This window comes from Mesorhizobium sp. C089B, assembly GCF_030323125.1.
Taxonomy (GTDB): Bacteria; Pseudomonadota; Alphaproteobacteria; order Rhizobiales; family Rhizobiaceae; genus Mesorhizobium.
Window position 1 is genome coordinate 600,276 of record NZ_CP100469.1, and the last position, 17,272, is coordinate 617,547.

The window sequence follows — 17,272 nt, forward strand, 5'->3', positions numbered from 1 at the left end:
AGTATGAACTTCGGTTGGCCGCGTGCCGATCCGGTTACCGCAGCAGTGACTGCGACGTCGGCGTCAGGCGCAAGGTTTCGGTCCGCCACGTCACATCGGCCGCTTGCCATTGGGGCGAAGCGGCAACTGCGGCTTCGTAACTGGCATGCGCCTCGGGACTGTCGAAACCCGTCACCGCGATAAAGACGTTTTCGCTCAAGCGCACCGGCAGGCGGGGAAAGCTGTTTTCAGCGTGCTCGGTGATGAAGGCGCCAAGCAACCGTCCGCCGGCGCCGATAAGGACCGGAACGGCGTCCGTTTCGAAATTGCCGGCGAAATCGGCTTCGGCGCCAGACCGCAGATGATGAATCTGGATGACAACAACACCGGTCAAGCGATTGTCTGCGCTCAACTTTCCATCCGCCGGCATGGCGCCTCGCTGCGCGCCTGACAGATCGAAGCCGGCGCCTGGCCATGCCGGCTTCAAGAGCAGCACATCGTCGGAATCGATCATCGTCGCATTGGCGGCGTCGCGGTGCGCCGTCCACACCGGCCCGTCATAGAAGGCGGTGAGCGCCTGCTTCCGCGCTTCCATGCCATCGAAGCCGCGCAGCCAGACGAATATGTCGGGGCGGTCGAGGTCGCGGAACTGTCCGATGATGGTCATGCCGGCGTGTTCCTGGCCTTCGATGAACCGACTGTCGAAGATGTCGATCAGCGTCTCGCGCCGTCCCGGCTTCAGCGTGTACTGCCGCAACTCGACGACAGGCGAAGCGAGCAGGCTTGCCGTCGCAGGCGCATTCAGGGGTACGGTCATTGTGTCGTCTCCAAAAACAGGATGATCATCCGGTTTATAAAACAGACCGGTTGTCCTGTTTTGTCAATCTGCTATCGTTGGCAAATGTCAGCAGAGATTGCTCGGGCTCCGAAAGGGCCGCCGCGAAAACGCACCAACGATCCCGAAGGGCTGCGCAACAAGGTGCTCGATATCGCCGAAGCGTCGTTCCAGGCGCGTGGCTATCATGCATCCGCTCTTGGCGAGTTGATGACGACCGCAGGCGTCAGCGGCGGCGCGCTGCATCATCATTTCCCGACGAAGAAGGCGCTCGCTCTGGCGGTGATCGAGGAGCGCGTGGCAGCGGCCCTCGATGAAACCTGGATCAACCCTGTACGGGCGGCAGGCTCGGCGCGCGAAGGCGTGCGCGCGGTGTTCGAGGCGGTGGCGACCGAGCTTGAGCAGCAAGGCTTCGTGCGCGGCTGTCCGCTCAACAATCTGGCGCATGAACTGTCGCTCGCTGACCCGGATTTCCGCGCCGCTCTGGACGATATCTTTGCCGGATGGCGTCAGGCGGTTGCCGACAAGGTGCGAGCCGACCAGCAGTCGGGGAGGGAGCAGGGCACCGACCCCGAGCGCTTTGCGGCACTCGCCATCGCCGCCTATTCCGGCGCCATGTCGATGGCCAAGGCGGCACAGGATGCCAGCGTGCTGCGCGATTGCCTGGCCGAACTTCAGGGCAGCTCAACGCCGCCATTCCCGAGCAGAGCGAAGCGGCGTCGCAGGATCCTGCTGCGGCCGGGAAAACCTTGAGGCCGGAACTGCGCTGTTCTAGTTGGAAAGCGGCTTGATCGTCTCGTAACCGTTCACCGATTCCGCGCTGGTCCCTTCGTCGTAACGCCGGGCGAGAGACGCTTGCAGATCGGGAGCATAAAGCGCGGTGAATGTGTCCAGCGTTTCGCCGGCGCCGTTCTTGAAGGTCTCCGTGACCGCCAGCACGTTGTATTTGCAGCCGCCGACGCTGAACGTCTCCTTGCCCTTGACGACCAGGCTCAGTGTCTTGGTGCTCTTCGGCTGCTTGTTCGGCGACAACTCGACGAATTCGATCGTGCTCTTGGCTCCCGTCTTCAGCGGAAACAGTTTTCGCAGATCGGAAAACGGAATCGTCGCCACCCGTCCGGTATCGCTGTCGCGAAACACTTCGACCAGGCCGGCAAACAGGAACTGTGTCTGCGGCGATTGCGATTCGTAGTTGTTGGCGACGGACACCATGCCGCCGGCCACCGGCCGAAACTCGCTGCGGACGCCAGGCATTTCCAGAACGAAGCCGGCCTTGGCCGATTTTGCGTCGACACAATCGGCGGCATGCACCGCAGCCGCCGGTAGCAACCCAGCCAGCACCACGCCTATCGAAACGGCTCTCATGAAATCCTCCCCCTCTGCTTGTATTTGCTACGCGCCAGCATGACCCAAGAAATGCCAGAGCCACAGTGCCGTGTCGACCTGCCATTCCTGGCAACTGGACGGTGGGGCGCCGGCTGTGCTGAATTTCAGGTCATGAATCGCAAGCTCGTCCTCTCCCGTCGCAATTTCCTCGCACAGGCAGCCGGCCTTACCATGGCTGGCATGCTGCCGCGCGCCGCGCTTGGCCAGACCGGCAAGCGCATCCAGCCCATCGACGCCACCTTTCTGTTCATCGCCGACGTCCATGCCTGCCGCATGTCGAGCGGCCTCAGCCCCAACTGCCTGGAGGAAGGCAAGACCGATGCCGCGCTGTTGCGCAATGTCGCTGTCCTCAATGGCTTGGTCGGCCGGCAATGGCCAGTCGAGATCGATGGCGTTGCAACCCGCCTGCGTTCGGCCGGCGGCCGCATCGATGCGCCGCTCGGCCTCGTTGTCGGCGGCGACATCACCGACGATGGCGGCGGCCAGATCACCGAGCCCAGCGAAGGCACGCAACTGTTGCAGTTCAGCCAGCGCTATCAACAGGGCGTCGGTCCCGATCGCGTGCACATGCCGGTCTATGTCGGCCTCGGCAATCACGATCTCGACCAGAATGGCTCGCCGCCCCATGTCGACTGGTATCGGCGTGAATTGCGCGACTATGTCGAGGTCAACCACCGCCCCGGCGTGTTCTTCAAGCCGCCGGTGCCGGCCACCGAATACGATGTCGACACCGACTGCTATTCCTGGGACTGGGGCGGCCTGCATCTCGTCCAGACCCACCGCTTTGCCGGCGACACCGGCCATGGCGCGGTGAGCAGCCTGCCGTGGCTGAAGCAGGATCTGGCGACCTACGCGGCGGATGGCCGTCCCGTCATCCTGTTCCAGCACTATGGCTGGGACACTTTCTCGGTCGAGCGCTGGGACCCGGCCAAGCGCACCTATGACGATGACGGCGCAGGCGCGCCGCACTGGTGGAGCGAGGCCGACCGCCAAGCGCTGCTGGCGGCGCTGAAGGGCTACAATGTCATCGCCATCTTCCATGGCCATCAGCACGAAGTGCCTATGATCTACAAAAGCGATGGCCTCGACCTGTTCAAGCCGAAGGCTGCCTATATGGGTGGCTTCGCGCTGGTGAGGGTAACCGGGGACGGCATGGACGTGGTGCTAGGCGAGGCGGCGGGCGACCGGGGCGGGGTCAAGTTCACCAGCGCCTTCAGCAAGAGCCTCAGCCTCTGACAAGAAAAAGGCGGTCTTGAGCCGCCTTCCTCATTGCCTGCAAGATCGAATCAGAGCGCCTTTTTGATCTTGTCCTTCACGTCGCCATACACCTTCTGCACCTTGCCGGCGGTCTTGTCGGCCGTGCCTTCGGCCTGGGTCTGCCTGTTGCCGGTCGCCTTGCCGCCGGCCTCCTTGACCGAGCCCTTGACCTGCTTGGCCACGCCGGCAACCTGATCCTTGTTCACCATCTTTGCATCTCCTGGGATTCGGGGATTCATTCGCAGGAGGCAAACGGGCCGGCTTGGCTTAGGTTCCCTGGGCGGCGATCATCGTCGCATCTGGTCGCTTATATGGTCGCCGAAACGCTTTGCCGCGTCGTATCGTGTGACTAGTGTGACGAAATTTTGGGGAGACCGCCTTGGCTGAATTTACGCTCATCATCGCCAACAAGTGCTTTTCGTCCTGGTCGCTGAGGCCATGGGTGGCGATGAAGCATCTGGAGATCCCGTTCGAGGAAGGTTTCGTGCGCCTGCGCACGCCCGAAACCTTTGCCGCTCTGGCGAAAGTCTCGCCCACCGGCCTTGTGCCAGTGTTGAATCACAATGGCAGGATTGTCTGGGAAACCCTTGCCATCCTTGAATATCTCGCCGACCTGTTTCCGGAGAAAAAGCTTTGGCCTCAGGATATCGGCGCCCGAGCGCTGGCCCGCTCGGTAGCGACCGAGATGCATTCCGGCTTTCGCGAGGTGCGCTATGGCTGGCCGATGAATTTGCGCCGGCCGAAGGGCCACAAGCCGCTCGACGCCGAAGGCGAAATGCAGCGCGCGCGCATCGAAACGATCTGGCGCCAGTGCCGGGAACAATACGGCAAGGGCGGCCCCTTCCTGTTCGGTCATTTCACCGCGGCCGATGCCATGTATGCACCTGTCGTCACCCGCTTCGACACCTATGGCGGCAAGCTCGCGCCCGACACGCGCGCCTACGTCGACGCCGTGTTGGCAACGCCGGCGATGCGGCACTGGTATGCGGAAGCAGCGAAGGAGACTTGGCCGGAACCCGGCCCGGACGAATAGGACCACTAATGACATCACGGTGAGTGACCGATGGCCAGCAATGATGGACCGCGTGAGACTGCCGCGCCAACAATCTTCCACTGCCGGCTGATCCCGCCTCGGCCGGACTTCGCCTTCACCCTGACGGAGGAGCAGAGGGAGTTGATGGGCCGGCATGCCGACTATCTGCGCGGCAAGCTTGCCGAGGGCACCATGATCCTGGCCGGGCCGGTCGCCGACCCGGCCGGCCCTTGGGGTCTGCTGATCCTGCGTGTCGGCAGCGAAGCCGAGGCAAGAGCGGTCACCGACGGCGATCCGGTGTCGAGCTCCGGCCGCGGTTTCCACTACGAGATCCTGCCGCTGATCAGCGCGATCCTGTAGGCGAGCGTAAGTTTATGGATGTGAAACGGTTTTCCCTTGGGAATTGTGTCAGACAACGGCACATACAAGAACGCCTCTCGCACCGTTTAATGTGCGGGAGGCGTTCTTTTGCCAGCATTACCGAGATTGTTCTCTGAATTGCTGACACCACGGAAATGCGCCGGCTTGCGATTGGTTCCGGGGCGTGGAATATTTTTTGGAACGCCTTGAGCTCCGCCACCTCGTCAGTTGAGGCTTATGCCTCAGGCACCCTCAGGTTGAATTTGGGCTCCGGCCAAACCAGAAATTGACTCGGCGCTAAAAGAAGTCTATAAGAAACATGTCGATATTTGTTTGACCGACTTTTGTTATCCGCGCATGATGCGCGCCTTTGACGAACTTCCCCATCAAAAATCGAGACAAAACGCTGTTGTGCAGTCGCACGATGGTGAACGAATATTTGCCAGGGAAAGGGTTCTTCATGGCCACCGGCACAGTGAAATGGTTCAACGCCACCAAAGGTTTTGGTTTTATTCAGCCTGACGACGGCTCCGCCGACGTTTTTGTCCACATCTCGGCCGTAGAGCGCGCCGGCATGCGTGACATCGTCGAGGGCCAGAAGCTCGGCTACGAGATGACCCGCGACAACAAGTCAGGCAAGATGTCCGCCGACCAGTTGAAGGCGGCCTGATAAGGAATTCGGCCTTCCGGTGACCACGGATGTACTGGCACCGATGAAAGGCTGAAAGGAGCGCCTTGCGCATCCAACTGGATGCGCGGCGCTTTCATGGAAGGTCAGGCGGTGCCTGGCCTTTTTCATTTTGTGCGTCGTGCCGCTAAAAGTGCGCCGCACGCCGGTCGGAACGTGCTAAGGGACGCTCCAGCAATCTGAACCGCCCATACTGCCCCGCTGCCGTATTGCTTTGGTCGAAATCGAAGACCGCTCTCGCTCTATCGGCACCAGGCTCCCGACAGGAGAAAGTTTTGACCACTCAATCCAAGACCGCCGACCAGGCCGGCTCGCTGTTCAGCAAGACGCAAACCCAGTCGATGTCACTCAACCGCATCCTGTCCGAGCGTGATGCCGTCAGCGAGGCGCGCGAAGCCAAGACCGCGCGCTTGCGCGAACTGCGCAAGGAAAAGGAAGCCGACGACATGGCAGCGGCCGCAGTCCTTGCGGCGCTGCCAAAGCGGGCAGGCAAACGCTGATGGCCACCAAGCGCGTACCGCCGACGCCGATCGATGCCGATGCGACCATCGCGTCCATGGTCCCGGGCCTGGACAAGCCGGTCGAATATGTCCGCCGTGTGCTGGAAAAGCTCGAGCGCTGCAAGCGCGCGCATGGCGATGCCCAGGTGCGCGTCGGCGTGCGCGGCCGTGCCGAAGCTCCGAACTATCTGGTCGAATATGTCCGCGAGGACAAAAAGACCCAGGAGCGCGTGACCTACCAGGATGCCGCCTATAGCGGCAGCACGCATCGCGAACTGGCGGCGCACCACATTGCCGAGGCGAGGAACTGGTCGCCCGAGGAAATGAACATCACGGCGGTCTCGGCGCTGATCGGCCGCTTGCGCAATCCGCGCGCACCATCATCCCGCTTTTCCGACGAGGACTGACATGGCCATAAAGTTTTCCACCAAGGACCAGCCGGCAGCGCCGGCTGCTGCCACTGCAAAGCAGGCCAAGCCCGCTGCCGCGCCGAAGGCCGCCGAACCGTCGGCAACCGATCTGTTCGAGGCGCCAGCCGCCACGCCCAAGGGCAAGGCAGGCAAGAAGAAATAGCGCCTTGCCGCACCAAGCCGATCGCAATCTCGCAGCGCCTGGGCTGGTCGCGTTGGCCGCCAGGGATATCCGGTCGTCAAAACAGGACGGCCAGCCGGTTTTCGATTGCCAGAGCTGCGGCGCCTGCTGCTCCTACTCGGCCGAATGGCCGCGCTTCTCGACCGAGGACGATGCGCAACTTGACCGGATTCCGGAAAAGTTCGTGTCCGCCGACCTGTCCGGGATGCGCTGCGAGGGCGTCCGCTGTTCGGCGCTTACGGGCGAGATCGGCAAGCACACGGCCTGCGGCATCTACGAGATCCGCCCGGACGTCTGCCACGCCTGCATGCCTGGCGGCGACGATTGCCTGATGGCGCGCAAGGCGCACGGGATGCCAACGATCTAGCCGACGCCCACCTTGCCTCATCCCACATCCCCCGATAGCTTCCACTACGGGCAGGGCGTTGGAGGAACCATGAGCATCGAATTCCTGTTGACGTCGCTGATCGTCGTGGCTTCGCCCGGCACCGGCGTTCTCTACACGCTGAGCGCCGGGCTTTCGCGAGGCGCGCGCGCCTCGATCACTGCTGCATTCGGCTGCACGCTTGGCATCATCCCGCATATGGCCGCCGCCATCACCGGCTTGGCGGCGCTGCTGCACACAAGTGCTGTCGCCTTCGAGACGCTGAAATATCTCGGCGTCGCCTATCTCCTCTACATGGCCTGGAACACGCTGAACGAGAAGGGCGGCCTGAGCGTCGATGAAAACGCGGCACCCCGCTCGGCAGCCAAGGTCATCACCTCCGGTATCCTGATCAACATCCTGAACCCGAAGCTGTCGATCTTCTTCTTTGCCTTCCTGCCGCAATTCGTCAGCACGACCGAACCGAACGCATTTGCCAAGATGCTCGAACTCTCGAGCGTCTTCATGCTACTGACCTTCGTCGTCTTCGTCGCTTACGGCATCTTTGCGGCCTCGATCCGCAGCCATGTCGTGTCGCGGCCGATGGTGCTGACCTGGATGCGCCGCACCTTCGCCGGCGCCTTTGTCATGCTTGGCGCCAAGCTGGCGCTGGCTGATCGATAGAACAGGAGCTGCCAGGCCTCGGCCTACTCTTCGTCGGTTCCGGATCCGGTCCGGATGCCTAGACGCCAGGCCGAGGGCGGAAGGCCGATCATCTTCTTGAAGGCGCGGCTGAACGCTGCCTCGGATTCGTAGCCGATTTCAGCGGCAATGCTGGCCATGTTACTGGTGCCGGCGCTGAGCAGCTCCGAGGCGATCTGCATGCGCCATTTGGCGAGATAATGCATTGGCGGCATGCCGACCAGCCTGGTGAAGCGTTCGGCGAGCACGCTGCGCGACAGCGCGGAGTCCTTCGCCAGCGCCTCCACCGTCCAGTTATGCGCCGGCCGGTCGTGGATCAGCGCCAGTGCCCTCGCCAGGTTTGGATCGCGCAGGCCAGCCAGCCATCCCGTGGTTTGTGGCGGCAGCGATTCCAAGTAACGGCGCAACACGTCGACAAACATCAGTTCGCTCAGTTTGGTGAGCACCGTTTCACTGCCTGCGCGCTTTTGCGCCACCTCCGTGACAGCCAGGTTGATGAACTGGCTGAGCCAGCCGCCATCGCCTTTGGCATCTCCGGCCTTGATCACCGGCGGCAAAGCCTCGAGCAGGGGATTGAATGGCTGTGCATCACAGGCGAGATAGCCGCAAACCAGCCTGGCCGAGGTCGCGCCGTCGCCGGCGCAGTTGATGTAAAACGGCATCCGGCTGGATGTTGCGATGTCGAGAACGTCGGCTGTCGGCGGATCGGCGCGCAGCGCCGGATTGCTGGACATAATATGCGGGTCGCTCCTGGTGAAGACGACGACTTCGCCTGCCTCCAGCGCGATCGCTTCCTGGCCGACGATGCGCGCGAAGCAGCGACCGGCCGTTACCACATGGTAGGAGATCAGATGGTCCGCACCGGGCAGGATCTTCGGCAGGATGGACGATGGCGCCGGCGAACAGGTCAGACAGAGCATCCCCGGCCATTCGGTTTCGTCCCGCACCCGGCTAGCCGGCCAGCCATCCCTTTCGAGTTCCGGACGCGCTGTCAAGCGAGGCGGACGCCGTATCATTCAGTTCGCGGCCAGAACTCCTAAACCTGCACCGGTGCTCAAGCGCTGCCGAGAGTGGGCGCTGAGTGCTGTCGAAACCAACCAGGGACAAATATCATGACGGTACATAAGGGCGGGTGTTTTTGCGGCGCTGTGGAAATCGAAGTGCACGGAGCCGCCGAGGCAATGGGCTATTGCCATTGCGGTTCGTGTCGATCGTGGTCGGCGTCTCCCGTGAACGCATTCACGCTGTGGAAGCCTCAGAACGTCAAGGTCACCGGGGGCGCGGAGTTCCTGTCCGGGTTCGAGAAGACCGAAATGAGCGATCGCCAGTTCTGCACGAAATGCGGTGGTCATCTGATGACCGTTCATCCGCCGCTCGGCCTGGTCGATGTCTATGCGGCAACGATACCAGGCGTGAAATTCACGCCTGGAGTTCACGTCAACTACGCTGAGACCGTGCTGCCGATGAAGGACGGGCTGCCCAAGCTCAGGGACTTTCCGGCTGAGCTCGGCGGCTCCGGCATCGCGGTGCCGGAATAAGGCCCGGCCACTGCTCGCCATTTTGACAACGACAATTCAAGACAGGAGATTGTTCATGGAAATCGCAACATTTCGCGCCACGCAGGAGCCGATCAAGGATCTCTATCGCAGGGATGCGAAGGCCGCGTTCCTCACCTTGAAGGCCAAAGGCGTCGCCGACGCGTCCACCGTGACCTGCAAGGTCGAGACCGGACGCGGGCTGGCGCTTGCCGGCATCCATCCGATGGCCGGGGCAGCGGCCAGGAACTGTGCTCCGGCGACATGCTGCTGGAGGCGCTGATCGCATGCGCCGGTGTCTCGATGCGCGCGGCGGCGGCCGTGCTCGAAATTCCGATCAGGTCCGCCGAAGTTTCCGCGGAAGGTGACGTCGATCTTCGCGGCACGCTCGGCGTCACTGCGGGTGTTCCAGTCGGCTTCAAGGAAATCCGCTTGCGGTTCGACATCGACACCGACGCTCCCCAAAGTCAGCTCGACCAACTGCTCGAACTCACGGATCGCTATTGCGTGATCTTCCAGACCATCCAGAATAGTCCCAGCACCACGGTGAAGCTGCACCGCGTCATCCAGTGACCAGAAAACCGGCCCGGAAACTCGACTTGAGCGAGATTCCGGGCTGGGAACGGGAGTGCCGGGCAACGCTTCTATCCTTTGACGTAACCCATCGCCTCGACGATCAGCTCGTCCGCGACACGCATCAGGTTGACGCCGCGGATGGAGTTGCCGTCGGCCATGAAGTAGCGCCAGCGGATCGTCGCCCGTTCACCGGCGACGAAGGTTTCCTCGAGGTCGAAGCGCGTGCCGGGCTGGGTGGCGATCGCCGACCATAGGTCAATGCATGCCTCTTTGCCGGCATGGCGGGCGCCGTCCGGCGCCGGCACGGTGTTTTCGATAACGCAATCCTGCGCCACCAACTCGGCAAGCGCGGACGGATCGTGCAACTGGAACACATCGTTGAAGCGACGCATGATCTCGGCCGTCTGGCTAGAGTGGTCGCCCGGATGAATGCTCGTGATGCTGTCCTGGCTCATCTCATATCTCCTGGTTTTCATTGTTCCGTGGCAGTGGTGGCGGCCAGCTCGGCCTTGAGGGTGATGGTTGTAACGCCGGCCAAAGCGCGAGAGACAAGGCAGGTCGTCTTCGCCGTCTCCGCCATACGCTGGAATTCGGCAGGCTGAAGGCCGGGAATCTCTGCTTCCGTTTCGAGCTCGATGTGGGTGATCGTCGGCCCGGCGGCGGTCGCGCCGAGATGCACCTTGGCGACGGTGCGGATGGTGCGGGCGACGTGGCCTTCCTGGCCGAGGATGAAGGTCAGCGCCATCGAGAAGCAGCCGGCATGTGCTGCCCCGATCAGCTCTTCGGGATTGGTGCCCGGACCGTCCTCGAACCGCGACGGAAAGGAATAGGCGCCTTCGAAGACGCCGCTGCCAAGCCGCAGACGGCCGCCGCCTTCCTTCAGCGTGCCTTGCCATTCTGCGGAAGCTTCACGGATGGTCATGGTCGTTCTCCTGATTCGGGGTTGAAAAGCGGGCAATTGGGTCAGGCGCAGTCGATGACAACCTTCCCGAACACGTCGCCCTGCTGGAAGTGGCGGTACGCTTCGGGGGCTTCGGCAAAGGGGAAGACCCTGTCGACAACGGGCTTGAGGCGATGCTGCGACACGGCGCGCAGCATGGCCTCAAGATTGCTGCGGCTGCCGACGAACAGGCGGCTGATGGTGGCGAGGCTGCGCTGATAAAGCGCTGCCGGCATCTCGATCGATCTGCCACTGGCGTCCTGCAGCGTCAGCAGCACGATGTGTCCATAAAGCGTGCTGGCAATCAGCGACTGCGCGAAGGTGGCCGGGCCGCCGGTTTCGACGACGAGGTCGACTCCGCCTGTCTGCTCGCGCGCCCAGCCGCCCCATTCCGGTATGTCGGTGCTGGAGACAACGAGGTCGGCGCCCAGCGCCCGCAGCCTGTCGGCCTTCTCCGCGCGCGATGTGATGGCGACAACCCGGCAGCCGAGCAACTTGGCGAACTGCAGAGCAAACAGCGAAACGCCACCCGAACCGATGGTGAGAACCCATTGACCAGGCTTCGGAATCCGGGTCCCGGTCACCGCGTTCCAGGCCGTCACGCCGGCGCAGGTCAGCGTCGCCGCTTCGTGCCAGCTCAGATGATCGGGCAGTCGCGCCGCCCATTGTTCGTCGAGCACGGCAAACTCAGTCAGCATGCCGTCAAGCGTACAGCCGAGCTGGTCGATCAGACCGGCATTGATGCGGCCATCGATCCAGCGGGCGAAGTAGCTGCCGGTGACGCGGTCGCCGACGGCAAAACGGGTGACGGCATCGCCGATTGCGACGACGTCACCGGCTCCGTCGCTCAGCGGCACGATGCCTTGCCGCGCCGGCAAGGGATAGGTGCCGCCAAGGATCATCGTGTCGCGCCGATTGAGCAAGGCGGCGCGGACTCGCACCACGATCTCATGCGGTTTCGGTTCCGTCCGCGCCTCGTCGCGCATCGCCAGGGATTCGGTTCCACCAAACCCTTCGAGACGGTAGCTGCGCATGTCACTCTCCTTAATAGTATATAGACTGATCCACATATTATATAGACCGATTGTCATATTCTTGGCAAGGCCTATAATGCGTCACTGCTGACAGAGGTTGACATGGCCAACGACACCCGCACCCGCATACTCGAGACCACAGGCCTGTTGCTCAGGCAGCGCGGCTATCACGGCACCTCGCTCAACGACATTCTGGGCGCCAGCGGGGCGCCGCGCGGCTCGCTCTATTTTCATTTCCCAGGCGGCAAGGACCAACTGGTCATCGAGGTGACGCGCAACAGCGTTGCCGACGTCACGAAAAGGCTGGGCGAAGCACTGGCAGCCGAGAGCGATCCTGCAGTGGCCGTCCATCACATCTACCAGTCGGTCGGGCGCATGCTGGAGGACAATGATTTTTCGCTGGGTTGCCCCATCGCGCCGGTGGTGCTGGATTCACCCCCCGATGTGCCGGAACTGGCGGAACTCTGCCGATCGGCTTTCGAGCAATGGATCGGCTTGCTGCGACAGGCCTTTGTCAGGGCAGGAGTGCCCGAACGCCGGGCGCATGCCCTGGCACTGCTGGTCGAATCCTCGCTGGAAGGGCTGATGGTGATTGCGAGGGCCACCCGCGATCGTGGCCCGGTGCTGGTGGTGGCCGACGAGGTCGCGGCGCTTGTCGAGCAGGCGGTGCTTGCAGGCAAGGTTGCGCGGCAGGCGGACAGCGCCGCCTAACCATCCGCTTTCCAAAACAAAAAGGGCGCCTCTCGGCGCCCTTTCCGTATGCATAAGCCAGATAGCTTGGATTAGAAATCCATGCCGCCCATGCCGCCCATGCCGCCGCCGCCCATGCCGCCAGGCATGCCGCCGCCAGCAGACTCCTTCTTGGGGGCCTCCGCGATCATGGCTTCGGTGGTGACGAGCAGGCCGGCGACCGAAGCCGCGTCCTGGAGAGCGGTGCGAACGACCTTGACCGGGTCGACGATGCCCATGGCGATCATGTCGCCATACTCGCCGGTCTGGGCGTTGTAGCCGTAGGTCGCGCCCTTGTTGTCGAGGATCTTGCCGGCGACGATCGAAGCTTCAGCACCTGCGTTCGAAGCGATCTGACGGGCCGGAGCCTGCAGTGCACGACGAACGATGTTGATGCCGGCAGCCTGGTCGGCATTGACGCCGGTGACCTTGATGTTGGCCGAAGCGCGCAGGAGAGCGACGCCGCCGCCTGCAACGATGCCTTCTTCCACGGCCGCACGGGTCGCGTTGAGGGCGTCATCGACGCGGTCCTTCTTTTCCTTGACTTCGACTTCCGTCGCGCCGCCGACACGGATCACCGCAACGCCGCCGGCGAGCTTCGCCAGACGTTCCTGCAGCTTCTCCTTGTCGTAGTCCGACGTGGTCTCTTCGATCTGCTGCTTGATCTGGGCAACGCGGCCCTGGATCTCGGCCTTCTTGCCGGCGCCGTCGACGATGGTGGTGTTCTCCTTGGAGATCGACACCTTCTTGGCGCGGCCGAGCATGTTGAGGCCGACATTCTCGAGCTTGATGCCGAGGTCTTCCGAGATGACCTGGCCACCGGTCAGGATGGCGATGTCTTCCAGCATGGCCTTGCGGCGATCACCGAAGCCCGGCGCCTTGACGGCGGCGATCTTCAGGCCGCCACGCAGTTTGTTGACGACCAGCGTGGCCAGAGCCTCGCCTTCGACGTCTTCCGAGATGATGAGCAGCGGCTTGGAGGTCTGCACGACGGCTTCGAGAACCGGCAGCATGGCCTGGAGGTTGGACAGCTTCTTCTCGTGCAGGAGGATGTAGACGTCCTCGAGCTCGGCAACCATCTTGTCGGCGTTGGTGACGAAGTAGGGCGAGAGATAGCCGCGGTCGAACTGCATGCCTTCGACGACTTCCAACTCGGTCTCGGCGGTCTTGGCTTCCTCAACCGTGATGACGCCTTCATTGCCGACCTTCTGCATCGCTTCGGCGATCATGGCGCCGACCGACTCGTCGCCATTGGCCGAGATCGTGCCGACCTGGGCAACTTCCTCGGAGGTCTTGATCTTCTTGGCAGCCTTGCCGAGAGCCGCGACGACTTCGGTCACGGCCAGGTCGATGCCGCGCTTCAGATCCATCGGGTTCATGCCGGCGGCAACGGCCTTGTGGCCTTCCTGGACGATCGACTGCGCCAGAACGGTCGCGGTCGTGGTGCCGTCGCCGGCGATGTCGTTGGTCTTCGAAGCAACTTCGCGGACCATCTGCGCGCCCATGTTTTCGAACTTGTCTTCAAGCTCGATTTCCTTGGCGACGGTGACGCCGTCCTTGGTGATGCGCGGTGCTCCGAACGACTTGTCGATGACGACGTTGCGGCCCTTGGGGCCGAGCGTGACCTTCACTGCGTCGGCGAGGATGTTGACGCCGCGCAGCATGCGCTCGCGGGCGTCGCGGGAGAATTTTACGTCTTTAGCAGCCATTTTTTAGCTCCTGGCAGGGGCTTGCGATCAAGCCCGAAATTAGTTGACGGTGAGGCCGATGATCAGCCGATGATGCCCATAATGTCGGATTCCTTCATGATCAGAAGGTCTTCGCCATTGAGCTTGACTTCGGTGCCCGACCACTTGCCGAACAGGATGCGGTCGCCGGCCTTGACGTCCAGCGGGACCAGCTTGCCGGCTTCGTCACGAGCGCCGGAGCCGACAGCGATGATCTCGCCTTCCTGCGGCTTTTCCTTTGCCGTATCCGGGATGATGATCCCGCCGGCGGTCTTGGATTCGGATTCGACCCGGCGTACGACCACGCGGTCATGAAGCGGGCGGAACTTCGACTTTGCCATTTTTTCTTCCTCGAATGAGAACGGTGAGAGCTGTTCCTCGATCCGGCGGTGCCGGATGTGCGTTAGCACTCACCTGGGGAGAGTGCTAACGTCGCGCTGAAATAAGCGCGTGGCTTTCGAGAGTCAAGGCGAACGGTGAGCACAATTGTGCCAATTGGAGCCGTGCCGCGATCCGACGGCAGACCCTACCGGCGCCGCGGCGATTTAAGCACCAGAAGCGGACAGCGTTCAGCCAGCCCATAGGTCCCTGTCGGCGCGAGGCGGACACTGTCAAAAAACCGGCTCGCCTCTTCGACCAGCGTCGCCGCCGGGGCGAAACTGTAGACAGTCTGCGAATTCGCATAGACATCGATGGTGCCGATGACCGGCATCTCCCATCCGGTCGTCGCGGCAAGGGCCTCCCGGTCGGCAAACAGCGCATCGAAGGCGTCGAGGATCGCCCGCACCGGAATGGCGCGGTCGGGATCGCCGCCGGCACAAGCCATGGCAATGCGCCATTTGAGTTCGTGGAAGGTCGCGACACCACCGGACAGCGTCAGCGCCCGGACCTCCTGCAGATCGTCCGGCACCTGAGGGCTTGCATAGGCGCGCAATGCAGCCCGCCCATCGGACTTCAGCACACGCGCGATCTCGGCAAGCAGCGCCTGCCGTGCAACCGAGGAGTCCAGCGCCGACAGACAGCCGTCGCCGATCACCGCCCCGGCGCTTTCGTCGCCCAGCGGCAACTCCAGCCAGTTGCCGATCACCGCCTTGCGTGAGGCGGTATCGCCCGGCCAGATGCCCGATATCATGGCAGTGGACTCGTCGATCGCGAGCATGGTCCTTCCGAGGCCGGCAAGCTCCGGCGTGACCCCGAGCAGCACCACATCGACTGATTGCAGGCTAAGTTCGCGCTCATAGGCGGCGACAGCTTCCGGGGTGGACACAGCGGCGACCCGAGAAGCCGCCAATGACGGCGAATTGCGTCCCAATGCTCAGTCATGCGGAACGGTTTGGGGAAAGGCTGGACATATTTCCTTCCAGGCTGTTGGTTGCCTTGCGAGTTACCTCATGCAGGAAAGGCCATGGCCCGCATTGCCGTCATAACGCATGAATTTGACCGCTTCCAGAGCCGGCGGGGCCTCCTGCTGCGCCAGGACAGCCCCTACATGCTGTTCGACGTCCTGGCGGAGCTGAAACGGCGCGGTCACTCCGTGCAGATCATGCGTGGACCCTCGGCAAGTCATAACGCCGATATTGCCGTCCTGCATGTCGACGCGACAGTGACGCCATCGGACTATGTCGACTACGCGCGCGGATTTCCGATTTGTCTCAATCTTGGTGCAACCGACATTTCCAAGCGCCGCATCAGCGGTGCGATCCTCGAGGAGGGTGCCAACTGGAGCGGTCAGGTCATCGTCAAGAGCAACCTCAATCATTGGGGGACGCCCGAGGAGCAGCTCAACCGAAAATCCGTTCGCGCCGGCAAGGCAGTGCCTTTCCCGGGCGCTCAGACCTTCGACCGTTATCAGGTGCATGCCTCGCTGGCCGATGTGGCGCCGGAGATTTTCAGGCGTGCCGACCTGATCGTGGAAAAATTCATTCCCGAAATCGAGCCCGACGGGTTTGCGGCGCGGTTCTGGATATTCTGCGGCGATCGGGAGCGCTGCACCCGCTATGTCTCGCCGCAGCGCCTGGTCAAGGGCGACGACACCGTCCGCCGGCAGCCGGTTGCGGTTCCCGACGAACTGCGCGCCTTGCGTCGGAAGCTGGGCTTCGACTATGGCAAATTCGACTTTGTCGTGCATGAGGGCAGGGCCGTGCTGCTCGATGCCAACAAGACCCCAGGTCGCGCCAGGAACCTGTCGAAGATTGTTGCCGCCGGCACAGCCAACCTGGCCGACGGCTTCGAAAACCTCATCCACCAGACCGGACGGGGTCGAATCGGGCGCTAGAGAAACAGTCCCAACTGCGTATGGATGATCGACCGGTAGTCCTCGATGGTGTGGCGGCTTTCCTCCTGGTCCTGGGTCAGCGCCATGCGCACGACGCCGCCGGCCAGCTGGAAGATCAGGAAAACCATACGGCCGAACTCATTGCGTCGCTCTGGCGCGAGAAAGGGGCCGACATGGTCGCAGAACATCGTCGCCTGGTGCCGGGTTTCGGCGATGTCGAGATTCTTCAGCGCCTTGTCAGCCTGGATGGCGTTTTGCAGGTCCTGAATGGCGGGGTCGCCGGCGACGCGCTCATAGTAGTCGTCGAGCAGCCGGTCGGCCGCAGCGATAACGTCGCTCAGCCCGCCGACGTCGGCAACGATCGCGGCAAGCCGGGCGCGGCTCACTTCGGAGAATCGCTCGTAGAGCATCGCCAGGATCGCCGACTTGTTGGGGAAGTAATGATAGACGGTGGCGATCGGCCCGCCGGCCTGTGCGCCGACTTCCTTCATGGTGACGGCGTCGATGCCTTTCTCGCCGATCAGCCGCATGGTCGTCGACAGGATGGCGTCGATGCGCTCGCGGCTGCGCTCCTGTTTGGGCCTGCGCCTCGGTTCGGTCGTCATCTGCACTGCTTCGTTCATGCCGCCATCCTCTCGATCGCCCAGACCATTCGATCGCCAAGACCATCCCCAGCCTTGTTGGTGCCAAGTCCCGCTACTGATTGACAAACGAATATGATCGAGTATCAGTTTCTAAATGCTGACAGACTGTCAGTTTTT

General features: G+C 62.6%; 24 protein-coding genes and 1 pseudogene. 14 read left to right on the plus strand and 11 right to left on the minus strand.

Annotated elements, in window-relative coordinates:
- Positions 1–34: 34 nt before the first annotated feature.
- Positions 35–796 (minus strand): NIPSNAP family protein, encoded by a 762-nt coding sequence (locus tag NLY44_RS03025; RefSeq protein ID WP_023804992.1) that lies wholly within the window; start codon positions 794–796, stop codon positions 35–37.
- Between the two features lie 84 nt (positions 797–880).
- On the opposite strand from NLY44_RS03025, the gene NLY44_RS03030 reads away from it, so the two are divergent.
- The gene (locus NLY44_RS03030; protein ID WP_023689911.1) at positions 881–1,567 is read left to right on the plus strand and encodes a TetR/AcrR family transcriptional regulator; all 687 of its coding nucleotides are present in this window, start codon (positions 881–883) and stop codon (positions 1,565–1,567) included.
- 18 nt (positions 1,568–1,585) lie between these two features.
- Here the strand turns inward: NLY44_RS03030 and NLY44_RS03035 are convergent, their stop codons facing one another.
- Positions 1,586–2,179 (minus strand): hypothetical protein, encoded by a 594-nt coding sequence (locus NLY44_RS03035; RefSeq protein WP_023689912.1) that lies wholly within the window; start codon positions 2,177–2,179, stop codon positions 1,586–1,588.
- Between the two features lie 132 nt (positions 2,180–2,311).
- On the opposite strand from NLY44_RS03035, the gene NLY44_RS03040 reads away from it, so the two are divergent.
- Positions 2,312–3,436 (plus strand): metallophosphoesterase, encoded by a 1,125-nt coding sequence (locus NLY44_RS03040; RefSeq protein WP_023804993.1) that lies wholly within the window; start codon positions 2,312–2,314, stop codon positions 3,434–3,436.
- Between the two features lie 50 nt (positions 3,437–3,486).
- Here the strand turns inward: NLY44_RS03040 and NLY44_RS03045 are convergent, their stop codons facing one another.
- Positions 3,487–3,666 (minus strand): CsbD family protein, encoded by a 180-nt coding sequence (locus tag NLY44_RS03045; RefSeq protein ID WP_023671498.1) that lies wholly within the window; start codon positions 3,664–3,666, stop codon positions 3,487–3,489.
- Positions 3,667–3,836: 170 nt separating this feature from the next.
- Here NLY44_RS03045 and NLY44_RS03050 point away from each other — a divergent pair, with 170 nt between their 5' ends.
- The 8 genes from NLY44_RS03050 to NLY44_RS03085 all read left to right on the plus strand — a co-directional run bounded on the left by NLY44_RS03050 (position 3,837) and on the right by NLY44_RS03085 (position 7,677).
- Positions 3,837–4,490 carry a glutathione S-transferase family protein gene (locus tag NLY44_RS03050; RefSeq protein ID WP_023684314.1) on the plus strand — a complete coding sequence of 218 codons (654 nt, stop codon included), beginning with the start codon at positions 3,837–3,839 and terminating at the stop codon, positions 4,488–4,490.
- A 30-nt stretch (positions 4,491–4,520) separates the two neighbouring features.
- Positions 4,521–4,850: a YciI family protein gene (locus tag NLY44_RS03055; RefSeq protein WP_023804994.1), complete on the plus strand. Its 330-nt coding sequence runs from the start codon at positions 4,521–4,523 to the stop codon at positions 4,848–4,850.
- A gap of 460 nt (positions 4,851–5,310) precedes the next feature.
- Entirely contained in the window at positions 5,311–5,520 is a 210-nt protein-coding gene (locus NLY44_RS03060; protein ID WP_023671502.1) for a cold-shock protein, read from the plus strand.
- A gap of 293 nt (positions 5,521–5,813) precedes the next feature.
- Positions 5,814–6,038 carry a hypothetical protein gene (locus tag NLY44_RS03065; RefSeq protein ID WP_023689917.1) on the plus strand — a complete coding sequence of 75 codons (225 nt, stop codon included), beginning with the start codon at positions 5,814–5,816 and terminating at the stop codon, positions 6,036–6,038.
- Complete coding sequence (locus NLY44_RS03070) at positions 6,038–6,445, plus strand: hypothetical protein (RefSeq protein ID WP_023671504.1); 408 nt, start codon at positions 6,038–6,040, stop codon at positions 6,443–6,445. The genes NLY44_RS03065 and NLY44_RS03070 overlap by 1 nt, the downstream gene beginning before the upstream one ends.
- A 1-nt stretch (position 6,446) precedes the next feature.
- Positions 6,447–6,611 carry a hypothetical protein gene (locus tag NLY44_RS03075; RefSeq protein ID WP_023671505.1) on the plus strand — a complete coding sequence of 55 codons (165 nt, stop codon included), beginning with the start codon at positions 6,447–6,449 and terminating at the stop codon, positions 6,609–6,611.
- A gap of 52 nt (positions 6,612–6,663) precedes the next feature.
- Complete coding sequence (locus NLY44_RS03080) at positions 6,664–6,996, plus strand: YkgJ family cysteine cluster protein (protein WP_023697712.1); 333 nt, start codon at positions 6,664–6,666, stop codon at positions 6,994–6,996.
- Positions 6,997–7,065: 69 nt separating this feature from the next.
- Positions 7,066–7,677 (plus strand): LysE family translocator, encoded by a 612-nt coding sequence (locus NLY44_RS03085; protein ID WP_023671507.1) that lies wholly within the window; start codon positions 7,066–7,068, stop codon positions 7,675–7,677.
- A gap of 23 nt (positions 7,678–7,700) precedes the next feature.
- Here NLY44_RS03085 and NLY44_RS03090 read toward each other — a convergent pair whose 3' ends face one another.
- Positions 7,701–8,642, minus strand: a complete 942-nt coding sequence (locus NLY44_RS03090) for an AraC family transcriptional regulator (RefSeq protein ID WP_198028961.1) — start codon at positions 8,640–8,642, stop codon at positions 7,701–7,703.
- Between the two features lie 165 nt (positions 8,643–8,807).
- Here NLY44_RS03090 and NLY44_RS03095 point away from each other — a divergent pair, with 165 nt between their 5' ends.
- Complete coding sequence (locus NLY44_RS03095; RefSeq protein WP_023715197.1) at positions 8,808–9,233, plus strand: GFA family protein; 426 nt, start codon at positions 8,808–8,810, stop codon at positions 9,231–9,233.
- A 55-nt stretch (positions 9,234–9,288) separates the two neighbouring features.
- Positions 9,289–9,803 (plus strand): annotated as a pseudogene (locus NLY44_RS03100) (OsmC family protein).
- Positions 9,804–9,874: 71 nt separating this feature from the next.
- On the opposite strand, the gene NLY44_RS03105 reads toward NLY44_RS03100, so the two are convergent.
- Genes NLY44_RS03105 through NLY44_RS03115 form a run of 3 tightly spaced genes read right to left on the minus strand, consistent with a single transcriptional unit; the run spans position 9,875 to position 11,780 of the window.
- Positions 9,875–10,261: a nuclear transport factor 2 family protein gene (locus NLY44_RS03105; RefSeq protein WP_023697709.1), complete on the minus strand. Its 387-nt coding sequence runs from the start codon at positions 10,259–10,261 to the stop codon at positions 9,875–9,877.
- Positions 10,262–10,278: 17 nt separating this feature from the next.
- A complete protein-coding gene (locus NLY44_RS03110) occupies positions 10,279–10,728 on the minus strand; it encodes an OsmC family peroxiredoxin (protein WP_023804996.1) in 450 nt (149 codons plus the stop codon).
- 41 nt (positions 10,729–10,769) lie between these two features.
- Entirely contained in the window at positions 10,770–11,780 is a 1,011-nt protein-coding gene (locus NLY44_RS03115) for a zinc-dependent alcohol dehydrogenase family protein (RefSeq protein ID WP_023804997.1), read from the minus strand.
- A gap of 102 nt (positions 11,781–11,882) precedes the next feature.
- Between NLY44_RS03115 and NLY44_RS03120 the strand changes: the two genes are divergently transcribed.
- Positions 11,883–12,491, plus strand: coding sequence for a TetR/AcrR family transcriptional regulator (locus tag NLY44_RS03120; RefSeq protein WP_023804998.1), 609 nt, complete (start codon positions 11,883–11,885; stop codon positions 12,489–12,491).
- Between the two features lie 71 nt (positions 12,492–12,562).
- On the opposite strand, the gene groL is transcribed toward NLY44_RS03120, so the two are convergent.
- The 3 genes from groL to NLY44_RS03135 form a co-directional block, all read right to left on the minus strand.
- Positions 12,563–14,218: a chaperonin GroEL gene (gene groL, locus NLY44_RS03125; protein WP_023709705.1), complete on the minus strand. Its 1,656-nt coding sequence runs from the start codon at positions 14,216–14,218 to the stop codon at positions 12,563–12,565.
- A 62-nt stretch (positions 14,219–14,280) separates the two neighbouring features.
- Positions 14,281–14,577 (minus strand): co-chaperone GroES, encoded by a 297-nt coding sequence (gene groES, locus NLY44_RS03130; RefSeq protein WP_006203049.1) that lies wholly within the window; start codon positions 14,575–14,577, stop codon positions 14,281–14,283.
- A gap of 185 nt (positions 14,578–14,762) precedes the next feature.
- A complete protein-coding gene (locus NLY44_RS03135) occupies positions 14,763–15,503 on the minus strand; it encodes a class I SAM-dependent methyltransferase (protein ID WP_286456632.1) in 741 nt (246 codons plus the stop codon).
- A gap of 138 nt (positions 15,504–15,641) precedes the next feature.
- On the opposite strand from NLY44_RS03135, the gene NLY44_RS03140 reads away from it, so the two are divergent.
- Positions 15,642–16,511: a hypothetical protein gene (locus NLY44_RS03140; protein WP_023715203.1), complete on the plus strand. Its 870-nt coding sequence runs from the start codon at positions 15,642–15,644 to the stop codon at positions 16,509–16,511.
- Here the strand turns inward: NLY44_RS03140 and NLY44_RS03145 are convergent.
- The gene (locus NLY44_RS03145) at positions 16,508–17,134 is read right to left on the minus strand and encodes a TetR/AcrR family transcriptional regulator (RefSeq protein ID WP_023712752.1); all 627 of its coding nucleotides are present in this window, start codon (positions 17,132–17,134) and stop codon (positions 16,508–16,510) included. The genes NLY44_RS03140 and NLY44_RS03145 overlap by 4 nt on opposite strands.
- Positions 17,135–17,272: the final 138 nt, after the last annotated feature.

Excerpts from the sequence above, each read along its gene's own strand:
- NLY44_RS03025 (WP_023804992.1), bottom strand. The coding sequence starts at position 796 with ATGACCGTACCCCTGAATGCGCCTGCGACGGCAAGCCTGCTCGCTTCG.
- NLY44_RS03030 (WP_023689911.1), top strand. The coding sequence starts at position 881 with ATGTCAGCAGAGATTGCTCGGGCTCCGAAAGGGCCGCCGCGAAAACGC.
- NLY44_RS03035 (WP_023689912.1), bottom strand. The coding sequence starts at position 2,179 with ATGAGAGCCGTTTCGATAGGCGTGGTGCTGGCTGGGTTGCTACCGGCG.
- NLY44_RS03040 (WP_023804993.1), top strand. The coding sequence starts at position 2,312 with ATGAATCGCAAGCTCGTCCTCTCCCGTCGCAATTTCCTCGCACAGGCA.
- NLY44_RS03045 (WP_023671498.1), bottom strand. The coding sequence starts at position 3,666 with ATGGTGAACAAGGATCAGGTTGCCGGCGTGGCCAAGCAGGTCAAGGGC.
- NLY44_RS03055 (WP_023804994.1), top strand. The coding sequence starts at position 4,521 with ATGGCCAGCAATGATGGACCGCGTGAGACTGCCGCGCCAACAATCTTC.
- NLY44_RS03060 (WP_023671502.1), top strand. The coding sequence starts at position 5,311 with ATGGCCACCGGCACAGTGAAATGGTTCAACGCCACCAAAGGTTTTGGT.
- NLY44_RS03070 (WP_023671504.1), top strand. The coding sequence starts at position 6,038 with ATGGCCACCAAGCGCGTACCGCCGACGCCGATCGATGCCGATGCGACC.
- NLY44_RS03075 (WP_023671505.1), top strand. The coding sequence starts at position 6,447 with ATGGCCATAAAGTTTTCCACCAAGGACCAGCCGGCAGCGCCGGCTGCT.
- NLY44_RS03085 (WP_023671507.1), top strand. The coding sequence starts at position 7,066 with ATGAGCATCGAATTCCTGTTGACGTCGCTGATCGTCGTGGCTTCGCCC.
- NLY44_RS03095 (WP_023715197.1), top strand. The coding sequence starts at position 8,808 with ATGACGGTACATAAGGGCGGGTGTTTTTGCGGCGCTGTGGAAATCGAA.
- NLY44_RS03105 (WP_023697709.1), bottom strand. The coding sequence starts at position 10,261 with ATGAGCCAGGACAGCATCACGAGCATTCATCCGGGCGACCACTCTAGC.
- NLY44_RS03110 (WP_023804996.1), bottom strand. The coding sequence starts at position 10,728 with ATGACCATCCGTGAAGCTTCCGCAGAATGGCAAGGCACGCTGAAGGAA.
- NLY44_RS03115 (WP_023804997.1), bottom strand. The coding sequence starts at position 11,780 with ATGCGCAGCTACCGTCTCGAAGGGTTTGGTGGAACCGAATCCCTGGCG.
- NLY44_RS03120 (WP_023804998.1), top strand. The coding sequence starts at position 11,883 with ATGGCCAACGACACCCGCACCCGCATACTCGAGACCACAGGCCTGTTG.
- groL (WP_023709705.1), bottom strand. The coding sequence starts at position 14,218 with ATGGCTGCTAAAGACGTAAAATTCTCCCGCGACGCCCGCGAGCGCATG.
- groES (WP_006203049.1), bottom strand. The coding sequence starts at position 14,577 with ATGGCAAAGTCGAAGTTCCGCCCGCTTCATGACCGCGTGGTCGTACGC.
- NLY44_RS03140 (WP_023715203.1), top strand. The coding sequence starts at position 15,642 with ATGGCCCGCATTGCCGTCATAACGCATGAATTTGACCGCTTCCAGAGC.
- NLY44_RS03145 (WP_023712752.1), bottom strand. The coding sequence starts at position 17,134 with ATGAACGAAGCAGTGCAGATGACGACCGAACCGAGGCGCAGGCCCAAA.